Raw genomic sequence first — 14618 nt, 5'->3', positions numbered from 1 at the left:
GGCGCGCGCGACGAACGCACCGGGCCCGTGCGGTCGCCCCACCACGGTCGTCCGACCGGCGGCCTTCGCGGCCGGGGCGGCGCACACGGAAAGGAGCACCCATGAACCCGGCCGCGACCCCGGATCCGCCGGACTCCGGCGGAGCCTCGCACCAGAAACACATCATGACCGCCGAGGAGCGAGCGGACTACGAGCGACTGCGCCGTCACGCGGCGGTGCGCCACCGGCGGGTACGCCAGGCCGGCTCCTCGGTCCTCCTCCTGCTGGCCCTGCTGCTCGCGCCCCTGGCCGTCGTCGCGGCCTGGGTCCAGGACACGGTCTCCGACACCGACAGATACGTGGAGACCGTCGCGCCGCTGGCGTCCGAGCCGCCCGTGCAGGAGGTCGTGATCAAGCGGCTCACGGACCGCGTGGTGGCCAACGTGGACGTCGCGGCGGTGACGGACTCGCTCACCAAGGCCCTCCGGGACGCCGGGGCACCACCCCGTGTCGTGGAGGGGGCCGAGTCCCTGGAGGGTCCGCTGCGCAACGCGGTCAGGACCGTCGTGGACCGCACCGTCAGCCGCGTGATCACCAGCGACGCCTTCCAGCAGGTGTGGGAGGGCGCCAACCGGCGGTCGCACGCCGCGGTGGTGAACATGCTCACCGATGACAGCGACGGTGCCGTGCGCGCCGAGGGCGACACCGTCCAACTGGACGTGGGAGAGGTCGTCAACGAAGTACGGGAGCGGCTCGTCGACGCGGGCTTCGACAAGGCCGCCGCCATCCCGGACACCGACCGGACCATCACGCTGTTCCACACCGAGGAACTGGGCAAGGCGCAGGACACGATGCGGCTGCTGGACATTCTCGGCATCTGGCTGCCCGTCCTGACCGTCGTACTCGCCGCGCTCGCCGTGTGGACCGCTCCGGCACACCGGGTGATGCTGATGATCACCGCGACGGGTGTCGGCGTGATGATGGTCGTGCTGCTCGTCGCGCTGGCCGTCGTCAGACGGGTCTATCTGGACTCGGTCCCGCCCACGGCGCTGCCCACCGACGCGGCGGCGGCGATCTACGACACGTTCATCCGGTTCCTGCGCGACAGCACGCGCACCCTGCTGGTCGTCTCGGTGATCACTGCACTGGTGGCGTACCTGTACGGTCCCGGACGTCCGGCCCGCGCCGTCCGCACGACGGCGGTACGGGGCACGACAGCCGCCGGCCGGGGGCTGCGTCGTGCCGGAGTGCGCACCGGGTCCACCGGACGCCGGCTGACGGACCACCGGGCATGGATCACGGGTGGCGTCATCGCAGCGGGAGCGCTGGCGCTGTTGCTCTGGAACCACCCCACGGTCGGAGCGGTGGCGCTCGTTCTGGGCATCGCCGTGGCCGTCCTGATCGTGGTGGCGGCCCTCGCGGCCGCCGGGAACCCGACCGACGGGCATGAGGACCGGGCGGCGGCCCCGTGAGCCATGACGAGGAAACCCGGCCCCGCCCCGGCGTCCCGCAGGCACACGGCGGTGGAGGGGGCGCTGGCGAGCCTGCGGTCCGGTCCGGTGGCCCGGCTGCTGCCCCGCCTGTCCGCGCTCAACGTCGTGGAGGGCTCCGTGAGGCTGGCCGCGCAAGCCTTCATCACCGCGTTGCCGCTGCTGATGACCGTCGCGGCGTTCGCCCCGCAAGGGGTGCAGGACCTGCTGACCGACTCCCTCCGTGCGGTTCTGGGGGTGCGCGGTGACACGCTCGACGAGGTACGCCGTGCCTTCACCGCCACCGGCACACCACGGGACGCCGCCGGAGCTGTGGGCGTGCTGGTGACTCTCGTGTCCGCAACGGCCTTCAGCCGGGCGCTTCAGGCGGTCTGCGAGCGGTGCTGGCACCTGCCACGGACACCGGTGCGGGCCGCGTTCTGGCGCTGGCTGCTCTGGCTGCTCGTCTGGCTGGGCGTCCTCCTGGTCCAGGCACCGCTGCGCAGCGGGTTCGGCGGCGGCGCGGTGATCGGATGGGTGCTGTCCGTGCTGTCGGCGACTCTGCTGTGGTGGTGGTCCCAGCACCTCCTGCTGGGCGGCAGGATCGGCTGGCGGAACCTGCTGCCGGGAGCGCTGCTCGCGGGCACGGGCACGGTCGTGCTGAGCTGGGCCGCCGGCCTGTTCGTGCCCACGGCCATGGAGCGCAGCCTGCGGGAGTTCGGCCCGCTGGGGCCCGTCTTCACGTTCCTCTCCTGGTTGATCGCCGTGTTCCTGGTGGCCGTCTCGGGCCTCGCCCTCGGCCAGTACGTCGCCTCCTCCACCTGGTACCGGACGGCCGCCGGCCCCCGCCGTACGCGGGCCGAACCCTGATCCCGCCGCGCAGGAGCCGGCCCATCGAGCGCCGGGCCGACCGCAGGATCACCCGCGTCGGGTGAGGCCGTCCGACCCTGGCCATGCCCACGCTGAAGACGGCACGCAACGGCGGCCGGGCGAGCGCCCGGGACGGAGAAGAGGCATGGGAGAAAAAGCATGAGCGCACAGACGTACCTGGCGTACGACTACCCCTTGCTGAGCGTCTTCTGGAGCATGCTCCTGTTCTTCCTGTGGATCATGTGGTTCATCCTGCTCTTCCGCGTCGTCGTCGACATCTTCCGCGACGACGAGATGAGCGGGTGGGCGAAAGCCGGCTGGCTGGTGCTCACCATCCTGCTGCCCTTCCTGGGCGTCTTCGTCTACGTGATCGCCCGCGGCAAGAACATGGGCCGCCGGGAGACAGCCCAGGCCCGGGCACAGCAGGAAGCCTTCGACGCCCGCATCAGGGAGGCCGCAGGCGGTACGGGCCGGCCCAGCAGCGCCGACGAGCTCGGCAAGCTGTCCGAGATCCGCGCCCGCGGCGACATCACGGACGAGGAGTTCCGCAGGGCCAAGGAGCTGGTCCTGACCGGTCACGGCCCGGCGCAGCACGCCGGCTCCTCCACCGGCACCCCCAGTCGCTGAGCATCCGCACACCACGAATCGAGGCTCAAGATGACCGCGACACACACCCGGCCGGCACGCACGGCGAAGCAGACATGGGCAACCGGCCTGACGGCCTTCGCGGCCGTGATGCTCTTCCTTGTCGGCCTTCTCGACATCTTCCGGGGGATCATGGCCATCGCCGAGGACGACATCTTCGTCACGACGCGCAATTACGTGTTCGAGTGGGACCTGACGGGCTGGGGCTGGATGCACCTCGCTCTGGGCGCGGTCGCCGTGATCGTCAGTTTCGGGCTGCTCCAGACCGCGGTGTGGGCGCGCGTCGCCGGCGTGGCCATTGCCGGACTCGTCATCATCGCCAACTTCCTCTCCCTCCCGTACTACCCCGTCTGGTCCGTGGTGATGATCACGATCTCGGGCTTCATCATCTGGGCCCTGTGCGTGGTACCGCGCGACAAACTCTTCGATCTGACCGAGGAGGGTTCGCTGTCCGAGGAGCGCTCACCGCAAAGGACCTCGTATCCGCACGGGCCTGCATGAGCGCACAGCGGTCAGGATGTGAGGGCAGTGCGGGGCGGGCTCGCCTCGCCGTGCTCGCCCTGCTGGGAAGCATCCTGGTGCCGCTCGTCGCCGCCGGTCTGCGGAGCGTGCTGTGGGCGCTGGCCGGCATTGCCGGACTGGCGCTCGCCGCCGTCGGGGCGTGGTGGACTCTGGCGCACACCGGTGCGCTCCGTGTCCTCGGAGCGGCCCTGTCCGTGACGGCGCCGATCGCTGTCCTCACCCTCTATGCCACGTTCGGCATGCTGGGGCCGGCCTTGCTGTCCCTCGGCCTGTGGCTGCTGGCCGTCACGGCGGCACGTACGGCCCTGAGCCCCGGACACACCGCCTCCGAGCAGTCTGGACAGGCTGCGGGCGAGGTGCCCCGCACGCCCTGGGTCCTCATGAATCCGCGCTCCGGCGGCGGCAAGGTGGATCGTTTCGAGCTGGTGGAGAAGGCCCGGGCCGCGGGCTGCCGGGTGGCCCTGCTCGACGCGGGCCGGCACCAGGACGTCACCGAACTGGCCCGGCAGGCCGTCGCCGAGGGAGCCGACCTGCTGGCTGTGGCGGGCGGCGACGGCACCCAGGCGCTGGTGGCCGAGGTCGCGGCACGCCACGACGTGCCGTTCGTGGTGATTCCCGCCGGCACCCGCAACCACTTCGCCCTCGACCTCGGCCTGGACCGCGACGATCCAGCAGCGGCCCTGGAAGCCCTGACCCACGGCGTCGAACTCCGCATCGACCTCGGGTACGCCGCGGACCGGGTCTTCGTCAACAACGCCTCGTTCGGCACGTACGCGTCCGTCGTCACCGACCCCGCGTACCGGGATACCGAAGCCCGTACGACCCTGCGCGTCCTCCCCGGCCTCCTCACCGGCGAGAACGCGCCCAGACTGCGGGCGCGAGCCGACGGAGCCGACGTCGACGGACTTCAGGCACTCCTCGTCAGCAACAATCCCTACGGACGTGCCGTCGACGCGGTCCGTCCGGGGCGCAGGCAGCGGCTGGACTCGGGCCTTCTCGGCGTGGTGTGCGTGCGGGTCGGCAACACCGCTCAGGCGGCCCGCTTGGCGCGCGGTCCGCGCTCCGGGGGACTCATCCGGCTGAGCGCCGGGCAAGTCGTCGTCGAAGCCGACACACACACCCTCCCGGTCGCCATCGACGGTGAGCATGTCGTTCTGCCGTCACCCGTGGTGTGCCGCAGCGCGCCAGGGGCGCTCCGGGTGCGCGTGCCGCGCCGTCGCCCCGGTACACCACGGGCGGGCGGGGCGACGGCCGACTGGCCGCGCGTGGCACGGCTGGCGCTGGGGCGCCCATCAGTGACAGCCAGGCCGGTATGAGGGATTGTCGAGTGGTGGGTGCGGGCCGCTGAAACGCGTGTCGCGCTCACATCCGACTGCGCGCGGCGAAGACCCTTGGTCTTCGACGTCGGTCGGAGAGCGGCCTGGACGCCCCGGGCGTCGGAGGCGTGAGGTGACACTGGACGATGCGGCGTGGTGACGATGTGCACATCGGAACCCAGCGTCTGCATGAACTGCCACGCCGACAGCGTGCAACGGGATTCGGTGACGCAGATGAACCGATACCCGCGGCTCGCCGCCACGACACTGAGAGCCACACCCCCGCGAAGTTGAACCCTTCGCACTTCAGGAGCAGGCGCTGCCCGAAAATTTCCTCAAGATCGACGAAGAGATCGTCTGTGTTGAATTCATACGGAGCGGAGATGACTTTAATGGGACACCGTCCACGTAGACATGGTCGCATGCAAGGCTTCGTGATCCTGTCAAAGCGTGCTGACATTCGGATGACAAGGTGCTGACCGATTTCAGCGTTGCCGACGCTCCTCCGTGATTGCTACGTTGTGAGCCGGGGAACCCGGCTTTCCAGGCCTGGGCGTATCACGATTAGGGGAGACGGACGGCGCATGCGCCTGGTACTTGCTGAAGACCAGTTCCTGCTCCGCGAAGGGCTGACCCGCCTGCTGGAACTGAACGGCTTCGACGTCGTCGCGACGGCTTCCACGGGCCCGGAGTTGATCAAAGCCCTGGCGGAACACAAGCCCGACGTCGCGCTCGTCGACATCAGGATGCCGCCCACACACACCGACGAGGGTCTGCAGGCGGTGCTGCAGGCCCGGCGCGAACGCCCTGGCCAGCCCTCCGTGATCCTCTCCCAGTACGTCAGCCAGCTCTACGCCCAGGAGCTCCTGGCCGACGGCGACGGGGGCGTCGGTTATCTGCTCAAGGACCGGGTCTTCGACACCACGCAGTTCGTCTCCGCGTTACGCCAAGTGGCCGCGGGCGGCACGGTCATGGATCCGAGCGTCGTTTCTCGTATGCTCAGCCACAACTCCCAGGACGAGAAGCTGTCCCGCCTGACCGAGCGTGAGCGGGAAGTGCTGGGATACATGGCGGAGGGCCGGTCCAATGCCGCCATCGGCGCCGCCCTCGTGGTCACGGAAAAGGCGGTCGCCAAGCACATCAACAGCATGCTGGCGAAATTGGACCTCCCGCCCTCCAAGGATGACAACCGCAGGGTGATGGCCGTCCTCACCTATCTCAACCAGACCTGAGCGCGGACGGTTTCCGCCTCCTTGTACGGTCCTCGACCCACCCTGCCGGCCAGCAGTCCTTGGAACAGGTTGAGGTACTGGATGTTCCGGGTTCCCTCCATGAACTCCACGCCCCGGGCGTCCCGCACCAGCTTGTCCAGCAGCGGATGCGTCAACCGGGCCGCGGGCCCCAGCAGCTCACAGGCGGTCAGCGTCACCTCCTCGGCCAGCACGCACGCCCTGGCCTTCGCCGCGGAAGCGAGGTGACCGTCGCCGGTGGCGTCAACGGCAGCCGCGGCCTGGTACACGAGCCGCCTGGCGGCCTTGATCTTCCATCCCAGAACCACGATGCGCTCCCGTTCGGCGGCCCTGACCGACTGCCTGTGGTCCCGTAGGTACTCGTGGGCCGACTCGGCTATGCCGAGCGCCAGCGCCGCGACTCCCGGCCGCAGCTGGTTGAACACCTGGAGTTGTCGGACTGGTCAGGCCGTTCCGTTCGGCGATCCGGGTGGCCTCCTTGGTCTCGAGCTGACTGCCGATGCTGAACGCGGCCACGACCACGACCAGCCAGGTCAGCAGAGCCCGCCATGGATGGGCGGCACTCCATCTGCCCGCTCGTGCGGCCACATTTCATTTGTTCCTCGCCATTACACGCAGGACCTTCCCGTATATCCCATGATTGGCTCGCGGATTCTCGGTCAGCCTTCTGGTTTCAGGCATGACTGACCGTCGGCGCCGTTCGATGAGAGAATTCACGATCGGCGCCGACGGGCGCGAAAACTATGTAGTCAGTTCAGTCAAGCCGGTCAGAAGGAGGAGCGGTTGTCCTCCGCTTTTTCCGAAAGCAGTTCGCACTGGATCTCGAAGGCTGCCATCGTCGGCCCCCCGGACGGGCTGGTGATCGCCAACAGCCCGTCGAAGGCGGCCAGTCGGCGCTCGACTCCTCGAAGTCCGCTTCCGCCGGCGGGATCGGCGCCGCCGATTCCGTTGTCGTGCACCGCCACCCGCAATGCGCCGTCGGCGTATGTGATGTCCACACTCGCCTGACTCGCCATGGCGTGCTTGGCCACGTTTCCCAGCAACTCGGCAGTCGCGAAATACGCACCGGACTCGACCTGCGCGGGAAGCCAGCCGGGCACCGCCCCCGTGACCTTGACGGGGAAGGGCAGTTCCAGGGCAAGTGTTCGTACCGCGTCCACCAGGCCCCGGTCGGCCAAGAGCGGTGGATGCACTCCGTTCACAAGATTGCGGAGTTCGTCCAGGGCCTTGGCCGAGTTGTCCTTCGCTTCGTTGAGCAGGGCGCGCATCGCCTCCGGATTCTGCTCGACCAGCGACTCGGCCGCGGACAGCGTCATACCCAGTGCCACCAACCTCACCTGAGCACCGTCGTGCAGATCGCGCTCGATCCTCCGCAGTTCGCTCGCCTGATGGCCCATCGTGTCCGACCGCGACGATGCGAGGTGTTCGACCCTCTTCGTCAAGCCCGCGCGGGTGTCCCTGCCGAGCATGAACCGGACCCAGCGGCCGTGCGCTTTCAGCAGCGGCCTTGGAGCCAACAGGAGTCCCGCGGCGATCTCCACGACCCCGAGTGCCGCCGCAAGGTTTGCGCTGCTCTGGCCGTTGACGGGAATGAAGGCGAACCACAGGCCGTCCCAGGTGCTGGTGACCGGCTCCCACAAGAACGGCAGCGTCAGTCCCCACAGTCCGTCAACGACGAGAATCGCGGGGAGGAGGGCCAGCACCGACCCGACCGCCGGATTGACCAATAACCAGAGCACATCCCGCCAGGTCGCCGTGTCCGTCAGCATCCAGAAGGCGCGCCGCCAAGCAGGAGCTTCGGCCGTCTTCGCGCTCTCGGGAAGGTAGTGCGCCTCTACACGCACCCCCGACCACTCATGGGCCAGTCGACGCTGCAGGTCGGTCACGTTGCGCACCATGTTCAGCGCGCCAGGGAGCAGGAACGCCCCGACCCCTATGGCCACCAGGCACAGTGCCAGCCCGACCCACACCAGCAGAACCGCCTCCGCGAGTGCCAGACCGGTCAACCCGACGCCACGCAGCACCAACGTGGCCGGGTTCCCGGTGACCGAGCGGTTCCTCCCTGCCTTGCCAGCTGCCAAGCTCATCACTGCTGCTCCCCGTTCGTCATTGCCAGATCACCCTGTGTGAATCAAGCATGAAGGACGAAACGATGGATCACAGGGGTGTTATCACCCCAGTCCGGGGCCGAGCTGTCCATCCCCTACGGGGGCGCGTCCTGCAGCGCTCTCAGTTCAGCACCTGTTGCCGCACCACCAGGGACCTGACATGGGGACATTGGTGACTTGAACCAGGGTCCGGACGGCGGCTGTGTCCGCACCTGATCGGGCTGGGTGTACGTGGCGTTCGTCCTGGACGTGTGCTCGGGGCATGACCGATTTCCGTCTGTGGCACAAGTACGTATACATCCGCGCCAACCGAGTATGGGCACGCTTGTCAGCCGTTGGTTCAGTGGGTGACGCGAATGACGGCGAGGCCGGTATGAAATCAGCCTCAGGAAGCCTGACCGCTGACCGCACTAGAGCAACTTTGCCCCTCCCAACGGGATTAGCCCGTTGCCGTCAATGTGTGAAGGTAACGCCGATGTTGGACTACGGCCTTGATTTGTCCGGTGTAGAGCACGACCTTGCTCTGCCCGACTTGGTGGCTGAAGGCGATGAGCTGGACGCCCTGGTATCAGCGCAGACCGACTGGTCCACGCCTACGCCGGCGGCGGGGTGGACGATCGCCCACCAGATCGCTCATCTTGCCTCAGCCGATGCGAACGTCCTCATCGCCATACGGACCCCGGATGCGTTCGACGCGGTGCTGAAGCAGGCAGAAGCCGCAGGCAGCCAACATGCTGATCTCGACGCCGCCGCGGGAGCGGCCAAACCGCGCTCAGCACTGCTGGAACAATGGCGCGCCGGCCGAACCGAGGTGGCAGCGGCGCTGCGTGACGTTCCACTGGACCAAGCGTTTCCGTGGTACGGCTCGCAGCTGACCGCGGCGCTCATGGTGCCGCTCCGCCTGATGGAAACGTGGGCTCACGGGCAGGACGTTTTCGATGCACTCGGTGTCTCACGCCGTCCCACGGCTCGGCTCCGGCATGTGGCCGCGTTGGGAGTGATAGGGCGAGAGCTGTCGTTCTACGCTGCCCAGTTGCCTGTTCCGGCAGAGCCGTTCCGTGTCGAGCTGACCGGCCCCGACGGCCAAACCTGGGCATGGGGCCCGGAAGATGCCGTGCAGCGGGTTCAGGGCAGCGCCCTCGACTTCTGCCTTCGAGTCACCCAGCGCAGGTCCCGAGCCGAGACCGACCTCACGGCGGTCGGCAAGGACGCGCAGAAGTGGCTTGATATTGCTCGCGTTTTCCTCTGACGGGGCAAGTAGCGGTCTCCCGATCGAACCACTCAGATCGAGCTGCTCAGATAGGGCTGCTCAACAACACCGCCAGTGCAACCGAGAGGCGTCGAGTGAAGCGGCAGAGCGTCAAGATCGATGGGCAGCAGATCACTTACCTGGAGAGCCCCGCCGACCAGGGCAGTGCCGAGGACCCCGCGGTCATCTTCGTTCACGGCAACTCGTCTTCGGCCAGGACCTGGCTTCCGCTGCTGACTGGTGATTTCGGCCGACGGTTCCGCTGCCTTGCGCTGGACCTGCCCGGTCACGGGCAGTCCGAGCCGGCCAGAGACCAGGCCGACTATTCGCTGCCGGGACACGCGGCCGTGCTCATCGGTTTCGCGCAGGAGCTCGGTGCCTCCGACGCGGTCGTCGTCGGCTGGAGCATGGGCGGGCAGATCGTGATGGAGGCGGCACCTGTGCTGTCGGACGCGTATGGCTTCGTCATCTTCGGTGCGCCGCCGGTCGCGTCACCCGCGCAGCTGGCGGAGGCGTTCCTGCCGAACCCGGCGGCAGGCGCCCTCTTCAGTGCGCACGTCAGCGAATCTGAGGCAAAGCTGGCTGCGGAGAGCTTCACCGCGCCTGGTTCGCCGCTGGACACCGGCGAGTTCGTGTCCGACATCCTGGCCACCGACGGTGCTGCGCGCGCCGGGCTCGGGGCCAGCGCCGGGGCGGGCCGGTTCGCGGATGAGATAGCGATCGTCTCGGCGCTCCGCCGGCCGCTGGCCATCATGCAGGGCGCCGACGAGCAGCTGGTCAGCCTTGACTACTTGCGAAAGCTGAACATTCCTGCGCTGTGGCGCGGTGAGGTTCAGGTGATGCCAGGTGTCGGCCATGCTCCGCACCAAGAGGCACCGCAGCAGTTCGCCGCCCTGCTGACAGAGTTCATCGGTGGCCTTGACCACGAACAGTGACCGGCGACGCGCCGCTGCTCAGACGTCACGTTCAAGACTTCTTCCTCTGGCGCCCAGGTCCCGAACGGACGTCGCGGTGGTTCAAGTACGTGCTGTGTCGGTCTTCCTAAGCTTCGACGGCAGAGGGACCCCGCCTGGTTCGGCGGCAGAGAGAACACCCGGGCTGTTCCGGTGTGGGTGCATACCGTGGGAAGCGGAGACATGATGAGCAAGAGTCCCTATGACTATGTCGTGGTGGGAGCGGGGACAGCGGGATGCGTGATCGCTTCCCGGCTTTCGGAACGGCCCGGCGTGCGGGTGCTGCTGCTGGAGGCGGGAGCCCGGGACGCAACCGAGGCGATGGCGTCTCCCTGGGGTTTCCTGGTGCCCGACCCGGCGGCCAACTGGATGGGCTCCTCGACCGTGCAGGCCGGTACGGGCACGGCGGTGGACGTGCGGCGCGGCAAGGCGCTCGGCGGATCGTCGAGCATCAACGGCCTCTACCACCTGCGGGGGCACCGCTCCGGTTACGACGTCTGGCCCGAACTCGGCGCTCCGGGCTGGGGTTTCGACGATCTCCTGCCCTATTTCCGCCGCAGCGAGAGCGCCCGCGGCCGTGATGCCTCCGTGCGGGGCACGGACGGGCCGGTCGTGGTCGCCCCCGTGCCACAACCCCATCCCCTGTCCGCGGCGGGTGTCGACGCCGCGGTGGAGGCCGGGTTCGCGCGGGCCGACGACATCAGCAGCGGGCTGGAGACCGGGTTCGGGTGGAGTGACATGAATCTGCCCTCAGGTGCCCGGCAGAGCGCGGCCGACGCCTATATCCGTCCGTTCCTGGACCGGCCGAACCTGGATGTCGTCACGGACGCGACCGTCCAGCGGTTGCGCACGACCGCGGGCCGCTGCACCGGCGTCGAGTACACCATCGGCACCATCGGTGGCGAGTCCCGGTCCGTCGACACCACCGAGGTCGTGCTGACCGCGGGAGCCATCAATTCCGCACACCTCCTGATGCTGTCGGGAATCGGCCCGGCACGGCACCTCGAGGAGCACGGCATCGACGTCGTCGCCGACCTGCCGGGAGTCGGCTCCCGTCTGCAGGACCACCCGCTGGTGGGCGTGGTGTACGAGGCGACCGAGCCCGTACCGTACGTTGCCGCCAACCCGCCGAGCGAAGTGATGGGCCTCGTCCACAGCGACCCCGCCGCTGCCCGGCCGGACCTTCAGATCTTCTTCGTACCCGCACCGCTGCCCTCGCCGTGGGGCCCGCCGCCGGCCAACGGCTACACCGTCGCTTTCTCCGCGGTGGCTCCGTACAGCAGCGGCACCGTGCGCCTGGCGGACGGCCGGCCCGACAGCGCTCCCGTCATCGACCCCGGCCACCTGAGCGACGACCGTGACCTGGAAGTCATGCGCAGGGGTCTGGCCCTGGCGCGCCGGATCGGTGAGGCCGCCGCATTCGCCGACTGGCGGAAGCAGGAGGCGCTGCCGGGTTCGGGGACGAGCGGCGCATCCGCGGACGACTTCATCCGCCAGTCGCTCGGCTCCTACTTCCACTTCACCGGCACCTGCCGCATGGGAACCGATCCCGACGCCGTCGTCGACCCTGAAGACCTGCGCGTCCACGGGATCGCCGGACTGCGGGTCGCCGATGCCTCGGTGATGCCGTCCATCCCCTCGGCCAACACCAACGCGACCGTCTACGCCATTGCCGAACGGGCCGCCGAACTGATCAGCTGAGCGGGTGCCGGTTCGGCGAGAGTGAGGCTGCTCCGGTCGAGCGGGCGTATTCGGTGGGTGTCTGACCGTAGTGCTTCTTGAAAACCCGGGTGAAGTGGCTGCTGTCCGCGAACTGCCAGTGTGCGGCGAGTTCCGAGATGCTCAGACGACCGAACGGCGCGGTGAGGGCGAGCCGGGCCTCCTCCAGCCGCCGGTGGCGGATGTAGGCGGTCACCGACTCCCCCACCTCGGCGAACGCCCGCTGCAACGTACGGACGGAGACGTTGAGCTCACGCGCCAGCATCGCCGGAGAGAGTTCGGGATCGGTGAGCCGGCTGTTGGCGAAATCCTTCGCTGCCTGGGCGAGTGCGGGAGCCAGCCGGGGTTCTACGTCGTCGAACCGGTCCTTCGCCACCGCCTTGGCCAGCTCGATCAGGGTGGTGTGGGCGGCTTCCACACCGGCCGGGCCGAGGTCGGTGATGGTTGCGTGGATCATGTTCGCGTGGGCCACCAGCAGGCGCACCTCGGCCGAGTCGGCCGGCCCCGCGATGGCCCGGTTCCCGAGCAGGGGTTTGAGCTCCGCGGAGGGCAGGACGTAGAACTGCGCCGTGAGGTGCGGCGTCGTCTCGAAGGCCGACTGCCGCCCGACGTGCCGGAAGAGGAACTGCCCGGCGGATACGGTCTGTTCGCCGTGATCGGGTGCGCCGCCCAAAGTCCATGCGCCGCGCCGCACCACGTACATTTCCATCCGATCCTGCCGATCCTGATCGCCGCTCGGGGGATCCGTGGTCCGGGTGGCCGACGCGGCGTGAAGATCGGCGATCGCCACGCCGCGCACCCTGGCCACGCGGCCCTTGACCCGGAAGTCACTGATCGTGTCCGGACTGTAGGCCGGCAGTTGGAAGACATCGTCGCCGATCTGCGTCTCCCACCCGCGCCGGAATGCGTCGAGGCCTCGCGGCGCGGCGCCCGGCAGGGTCGAGTCCAGTGAGAACACCCCCCGCGCCCCGTCGATCCCCGCTCCAGCACTGCTCATCGCTCCCCCGATCCCCTCGCTTTCAATGCTTCAACTCCCTCCTGTGGCGCTCGGGTTCCGTACGGACCTCGCCGTAACGGACCTCGCCGTAACGGATGTCGCCGTAGAACCTCGCGGCAGCCGTCACAAACCGCGACGCCGCATAAACACGTCGGCAGAGAGGCAGATCACGGATTCACATCGGTGAGGGCCGGCGGAATCATGTCGTCGGCGGCAAGCGGTGGGCCGAGTACGACCTGTCCGTTCGCTGCGGCGGCTTTCCGCCGGTGTGCCGTGCGTCGAGCAGCACCTTCATGATCCCGCCACCGAGCCACTCCAGTTGCTCGTGCTCGCCGGCCCCGGCCACATAGGGAGAACTCACTGCGATCCTTTCTCGACTCGGCTCGACTCGGCTCGACTGATGATCACCGTGGACGCTATGTGGGGTGCTCTGGTCCGCGGTATCCCAGAATTCTGGGATCTTCGGATGGCGCTAGGCTGCGCCGGTGCGAAGGCTGCAGAGCGACATCGAGCGGATATGCCGGCTCGGTCTTGACTCGCGGACGCTGCGCTCCCGGGTGGTCGCCCGGCTGGGTGAGGACGTTGCTTACGACGCGTTCTGCTTCGGCACCATCGACCCGTGGACGCTGCTGGTCAGCGACGACGTCTCCGACGGCATTCCGCCCGGCAACGCGGAGCTGGCGTCGCACAACGAATACCTCGTGGCAGACGTGGACAAGTTCGCGGACCTGGCGCGGACCGGCCGTACCGTCGGGATTCTCAGTCACAGCGTCGGCGGTGACCTGACGCGCAGTGCCCGCTTCCGTACGGTCCTGCCGGTCATCGACGCCCGGCACGAGCTGCGTGCCGTGTTCCTGGCGGACGGAGAGTGCTGGGGCGGGCTGGCCCTGTTCCGGCGTGGCGACCGGGCGGACTTCACACCGCGGGAGGCGGCGCTGGTGCGCGCGCTGTCACGACCGGTCGCGATGGCGCTGCGCCGGGCCTGTGCACGTGCCGCGCCGGTCGCGTCTTCGGGGTCGGCGGGGTCGGCCGGTCCCGGTGTCCTGGTGCTCGACGGCGAGGGCCGCACCCTGGTCGCCAACGAGACGGCGCGGCACTGGCTGGACGAGATCGGCCCGCTGGCCCCGCACGAGGTATCGGCGGCGGCCCGGGCCGGTCGGGGCGAGGAGGCGTATGTGCGGCTACGGTCCCGCACGGGACGTTGGCTGTCGCTGTGGGGTTCGCCGCTGGACGGTGATCCGCGCGGTGGCGCCTCGGTCGTCATCCAGCCGGCCCCGGCCTCGGGCATCACCGGGATGCTGGCCCTCGCGTACGGGCTGACGGCTCGGGAGCGGGAGATCCTGGAGCAGGTGATCTCCGGCCGGTCGTCGACGGGAATCGCCTCCGTGCTGAGCGTGTCCCCCTACACCGTGCAGGACCATGTGAAGTCCATCTTCGCCAAGTTCGGCGTGCGCAGCCGCGGGCAGTTGGTGGCGCGCGCCCTGGGCTGTCCACCTGGGGAATCGCCCCACTCAGAGGGCGGTACGTGAGTTGATGTCCGC

Annotated in this window: 14 protein-coding genes and 1 pseudogene; 10 read left to right on the top strand and 5 right to left on the bottom strand. The window is 68.7% G+C overall.

All coding sequences use genetic code 11. From position 1 onward, the window contains the following. Positions 1-101: 101 nt before the first annotated feature. The 5 genes from G5C60_RS05435 to G5C60_RS05415 all read left to right on the top strand — a co-directional run bounded on the left by G5C60_RS05435 (position 102) and on the right by G5C60_RS05415 (position 4801). Positions 102-1451, top strand: coding sequence for a hypothetical protein (locus tag G5C60_RS05435; protein WP_165255027.1), 1350 nt, complete (start codon positions 102-104; stop codon positions 1449-1451). A gap of 3 nt (positions 1452-1454) precedes the next feature. Further along, positions 1455-2318, top strand: coding sequence for a YhjD/YihY/BrkB family envelope integrity protein (locus G5C60_RS05430; RefSeq protein WP_165255025.1), 864 nt, complete (start codon positions 1455-1457; stop codon positions 2316-2318). 159 nt (positions 2319-2477) lie between these two features. Beyond that, positions 2478-2945, top strand: coding sequence for an SHOCT domain-containing protein (locus tag G5C60_RS05425; protein WP_165255023.1), 468 nt, complete (start codon positions 2478-2480; stop codon positions 2943-2945). Positions 2946-2975: 30 nt separating this feature from the next. Further along, positions 2976-3464: a DUF7144 family membrane protein gene (locus tag G5C60_RS05420; protein WP_165255021.1), complete on the top strand. Its 489-nt coding sequence runs from the start codon at positions 2976-2978 to the stop codon at positions 3462-3464. After that, positions 3461-4801 carry a diacylglycerol/lipid kinase family protein gene (locus G5C60_RS05415; RefSeq protein WP_165255020.1) on the top strand — a complete coding sequence of 447 codons (1341 nt, stop codon included), beginning with the start codon at positions 3461-3463 and terminating at the stop codon, positions 4799-4801. The genes G5C60_RS05420 and G5C60_RS05415 overlap by 4 nt, the downstream gene beginning before the upstream one ends. A 152-nt stretch (positions 4802-4953) precedes the next feature. On the opposite strand, the pseudogene G5C60_RS51585 reads toward G5C60_RS05415, so the two are convergent. After that, positions 4954-5225, bottom strand: a pseudogene (locus tag G5C60_RS51585) (hypothetical protein); the annotation flags it as partial. 160 nt (positions 5226-5385) lie between these two features. Between G5C60_RS51585 and G5C60_RS05410 the strand changes: the two are divergent. Beyond that, positions 5386-6033 carry a response regulator transcription factor gene (locus tag G5C60_RS05410; protein WP_165255019.1) on the top strand — a complete coding sequence of 216 codons (648 nt, stop codon included), beginning with the start codon at positions 5386-5388 and terminating at the stop codon, positions 6031-6033. On the opposite strand, the gene G5C60_RS05405 is transcribed toward G5C60_RS05410, so the two are convergent. After that, on the bottom strand, positions 6015-6476 hold the full coding sequence (locus G5C60_RS05405; protein WP_165255018.1) for an acyl-CoA dehydrogenase family protein: 462 nt from the start codon (positions 6474-6476) through the stop codon (positions 6015-6017). The two genes, G5C60_RS05410 and G5C60_RS05405, sit on opposite strands and share 19 nt — an antisense overlap. A gap of 342 nt (positions 6477-6818) precedes the next feature. Next, positions 6819-8138, bottom strand: coding sequence for a sensor histidine kinase (locus tag G5C60_RS05400; RefSeq protein ID WP_165255017.1), 1320 nt, complete (start codon positions 8136-8138; stop codon positions 6819-6821). Positions 8139-8634: 496 nt separating this feature from the next. Between G5C60_RS05400 and G5C60_RS05395 the strand changes: the two genes are divergently transcribed. The 3 genes from G5C60_RS05395 to G5C60_RS05385 all read left to right on the top strand — a co-directional run bounded on the left by G5C60_RS05395 (position 8635) and on the right by G5C60_RS05385 (position 12062). Further along, the gene (locus tag G5C60_RS05395; protein ID WP_165255016.1) at positions 8635-9408 is read left to right on the top strand and encodes a TIGR03084 family metal-binding protein; all 774 of its coding nucleotides are present in this window, start codon (positions 8635-8637) and stop codon (positions 9406-9408) included. A gap of 95 nt (positions 9409-9503) precedes the next feature. Next, entirely contained in the window at positions 9504-10343 is an 840-nt protein-coding gene (locus G5C60_RS05390; protein ID WP_165255015.1) for an alpha/beta fold hydrolase, read from the top strand. Between the two features lie 204 nt (positions 10344-10547). After that, positions 10548-12062, top strand: a complete 1515-nt coding sequence (locus tag G5C60_RS05385) for a GMC family oxidoreductase (protein ID WP_206439123.1) — start codon at positions 10548-10550, stop codon at positions 12060-12062. On the opposite strand, the gene G5C60_RS05380 is transcribed toward G5C60_RS05385, so the two are convergent. Further along, the gene (locus tag G5C60_RS05380) at positions 12055-13077 is read right to left on the bottom strand and encodes a helix-turn-helix domain-containing protein (RefSeq protein ID WP_241266524.1); all 1023 of its coding nucleotides are present in this window, start codon (positions 13075-13077) and stop codon (positions 12055-12057) included. The genes G5C60_RS05385 and G5C60_RS05380 overlap by 8 nt on opposite strands. A 199-nt stretch (positions 13078-13276) precedes the next feature. Continuing rightward, positions 13277-13438, bottom strand: a complete 162-nt coding sequence (locus G5C60_RS05375; protein WP_165255013.1) for a hypothetical protein — start codon at positions 13436-13438, stop codon at positions 13277-13279. A gap of 124 nt (positions 13439-13562) precedes the next feature. Between G5C60_RS05375 and G5C60_RS05370 the strand changes: the two genes are divergently transcribed. Next, entirely contained in the window at positions 13563-14606 is a 1044-nt protein-coding gene (locus G5C60_RS05370; RefSeq protein ID WP_165255012.1) for a LuxR C-terminal-related transcriptional regulator, read from the top strand. The last annotated feature ends 12 nt before the right edge of the window (positions 14607-14618 follow it).

It is taken from the genome of Streptomyces scabichelini (genome assembly GCF_011045015.1).
GTDB classification, from domain to species: Bacteria; Actinomycetota; Actinomycetes; order Streptomycetales; family Streptomycetaceae; genus Streptomyces; species Streptomyces scabichelini.
This window is presented reverse-complemented; position numbering and strand designations above follow the sequence as displayed.

Excerpts from the sequence above, each read along its gene's own strand:
- G5C60_RS05420 (WP_165255021.1), top strand. The coding sequence starts at position 2,976 with ATGACCGCGACACACACCCGGCCGGCACGCACGGCGAAGCAGACATGG.
- G5C60_RS05435 (WP_165255027.1), top strand. The coding sequence starts at position 102 with ATGAACCCGGCCGCGACCCCGGATCCGCCGGACTCCGGCGGAGCCTCG.
- G5C60_RS05425 (WP_165255023.1), top strand. The coding sequence starts at position 2,478 with ATGAGCGCACAGACGTACCTGGCGTACGACTACCCCTTGCTGAGCGTC.
- G5C60_RS05430 (WP_165255025.1), top strand. The coding sequence starts at position 1,455 with ATGACGAGGAAACCCGGCCCCGCCCCGGCGTCCCGCAGGCACACGGCG.
- G5C60_RS05410 (WP_165255019.1), top strand. The coding sequence starts at position 5,386 with ATGCGCCTGGTACTTGCTGAAGACCAGTTCCTGCTCCGCGAAGGGCTG.
- G5C60_RS05400 (WP_165255017.1), bottom strand. The coding sequence starts at position 8,138 with ATGAGCTTGGCAGCTGGCAAGGCAGGGAGGAACCGCTCGGTCACCGGG.
- G5C60_RS05380 (WP_241266524.1), bottom strand. The coding sequence starts at position 13,077 with ATGAGCAGTGCTGGAGCGGGGATCGACGGGGCGCGGGGGGTGTTCTCA.
- G5C60_RS05385 (WP_206439123.1), top strand. The coding sequence starts at position 10,548 with ATGAGCAAGAGTCCCTATGACTATGTCGTGGTGGGAGCGGGGACAGCG.
- G5C60_RS05415 (WP_165255020.1), top strand. The coding sequence starts at position 3,461 with ATGAGCGCACAGCGGTCAGGATGTGAGGGCAGTGCGGGGCGGGCTCGC.
- G5C60_RS05395 (WP_165255016.1), top strand. The coding sequence starts at position 8,635 with ATGTTGGACTACGGCCTTGATTTGTCCGGTGTAGAGCACGACCTTGCT.